This is a genomic window from Polaromonas sp. AER18D-145 (assembly GCF_002379095.1).
GTDB lineage: Bacteria > Pseudomonadota > Gammaproteobacteria > Burkholderiales > Burkholderiaceae_C > Polaromonas.
Window position 1 is genome coordinate 1 of sequence record NZ_NBZV01000098.1, and the last position, 2,299, is coordinate 2,299.

Below are 2,299 nucleotides of genomic sequence, written 5' to 3' on the forward strand. Positions count from 1 at the left end.
ACCTGGGACACCACGCTGCCGCCCCTGACCGCGACGCTGGAGGCCGTCACGGCCAGCTGGTTGGCCTGGCGGGCGTTGTCGGCGTTTTGTTTGACGGTACTGGTCAGCTCTTCCATCGATGCTGCGGTCTCTTCCAGGGAGCTGGCCTGTTCTTCGGTCCGGGACGACAGGTCGTGGTTGCCGGCGGCGATCTGGCTGGAGGCTGTGGAAATGGTGTCGATGCCACTGCGCACTTCCGTCACCATCTTTGCGAGGCTGTCGCGCATGTTTTTGATGCCGGCAAGCAGGCTGTCGGAATCTCCATCGCGCAAGGCAACGTCCACATACAGCTTTCCATCAGCAATGGCGGTTGTCATCAATGTGGCATAACTGGGTTCTCCACCCAACTGCCTGAGCAAGTTGCGAGTGATGACAAGGGCTAAAGACATCCCGATCAGCAGCGCACCGGCCAGCAAACCCAAAGTCCACATTTTGGCATTGTCGTAAACCGCGTTAGCGTGCTCAGCGGCAGCCTTGCCGCCTGTAAAGTTGAGCGCCGTCAATTTGTCCAGCGCGGAAATCGCATCGTCCGAGGTCGATTTTGCAGCGCCCTCTCCAATCTCTTTCGCGTCTTCCGGCATATTGGCCCGGCCAAAGGCCACAACTTTCGTGTTGAAGGTTAAATATTCCGCCCACGCTTTCGTGAAAGTACCAAAGAGTTTTTTCCCTTCAGCGTCGTCAATCATTTTTTCGTAATCCTTGCTGTTCGCTGTGACGATGGCTAGCGCAGCCTTCATCTTTTCTTCATACTCTTCCATATAGCCGACGTCCGAGGCGTGGGCGTGCTTGACCTCCAGAGCGCGAATTTCAAGCATCGAGCTTCGCATGGTGGTGGTGTAGCCAATGCTGGGCATCCACTTGAGGGCCAACTCGCTGGAAACATGGTTAACCTGCTCCAGCTTGAGTATGGAAAACCCGCCAATCAGAACAGTCAGCGCAAGAACCAGCAAAAACCCCAGCACGAGCTTGGTGCCGATTTTCATGGCGGTAAGCCAGTTGGAAAGTCCGGTAAAAACGTTCATGATTATTTTTCTTCAATCAATGTAGACGTGCAATGCACGTCAAAAAAACACCAAGGCGCTTCCGGGGAAACTCCAGAAACGGCTTGGCGGGATGGCGGTGAAGGGCTTACTTCTTGAAGCCGATATAGCTGGCGCCAATGATCTTGCCACCCTTGTCTTTGATAGCGTTGTAGCAGGCATCAAAAGCAGTTCCCAGCACGTCCACCGTAGCGCAAAACAGCTCGCCTTTGCTCACAGCCTCATAGGCTTTGGCTTTGGCCAAGGTCGTCCCAACGCCGCGCTTGCCCTCGGGCGTCAATACATTGGTGCTGACACGGACAAAGTCGTCGCCATGTTTCACAAATACCGTGGCCGTAGCGCCGGACGACTTCTTGATCTCGTCAACCACGTCGTAGTTGTTGTTGATCTTGCGGGCGCCGAAATACAGACCGGGAACCGTCAGCTCGCCGGCTTTCTCGGTGCCTTCCAATTTAGCCTCTCCAATTTTGGCAAGCCTGGCATCCAGCGCCGCCATGGTCGCCTTCGGGTCATTGGCATAGACTGAAGTCGCCGACAAGACCAGCAGGGTAGCGAGGGTGGTGATGATTTTTTTCATGAATAACTCCTAAATGATAAATAAAAGAACAGCTTGTTCAACCACGTTCTATTCTGGTTTTTTCTACATCGAATCGCCTTCGATGGCGCATACCGTCCTTTCTATCGGCAGCGGAAAAAATTACTTTAGACCGGCATCACCGATGCAGTCGATGGGTGGAGGATGCTTGTTGTCGCGTGCATGAGAATTCCTTATTAGTGAGCGTGGCGGCACGCCTGATACGCGCCGTGCCGGGAAACAATGGCCATCGCAGATGTCTGCATCTGTTTAACGGCCAAATGGGGAGAAACTGTAGCCACCATCTAGTTCGCAACAGCAATGAATTCGTCTTCCTCGTCGAATTGGCCCTGTTGGGGCGCAGCAATGGCGCGTTTGGCCGGCGGCGGCTGCATGGGCCTGGCCTTGGGACTCGCAGGACGGGCGGGCGCCGCGTGATCCTGGTGCTGCACCTGTTCACCGCCCAGCCTGAACACACTGACCACCTGACTGAGCCCGCTGGCCTGCTCCTGCAGCGAGGACGCTGCCGCGGCCGCTTCTTCCACCAGCGCCGCGTTTTGCTGCGTCACCTGGTCCATCTGCGTGATCGCCTGGTTGATCTGCTCAATCCCAGCCGTCTGCTCCTGGCTGGCCGCCGTGATCTCGG

The 2,299-nt window shown here is 55.9% G+C and carries 2 protein-coding genes and 1 pseudogene; all 3 read right to left on the minus strand.

The annotated features are described in order from the left end of the window. Nucleotides 1–1,061 (minus strand): MCP four helix bundle domain-containing protein (locus tag B7G52_RS24400; protein WP_170954861.1); only part of this gene is annotated, 1,061 nt, incomplete at its 3' end. 106 nt (nucleotides 1,062–1,167) lie between these two features. Beyond that, entirely contained in the window at nucleotides 1,168–1,656 is a 489-nt protein-coding gene (locus B7G52_RS22945; RefSeq protein ID WP_096699971.1) for a Cache 3/Cache 2 fusion domain-containing protein, read from the minus strand. A 302-nt stretch (nucleotides 1,657–1,958) separates the two neighbouring features. Continuing rightward, nucleotides 1,959–2,299, minus strand: a pseudogene (locus B7G52_RS24280) (hypothetical protein); the annotation flags it as partial.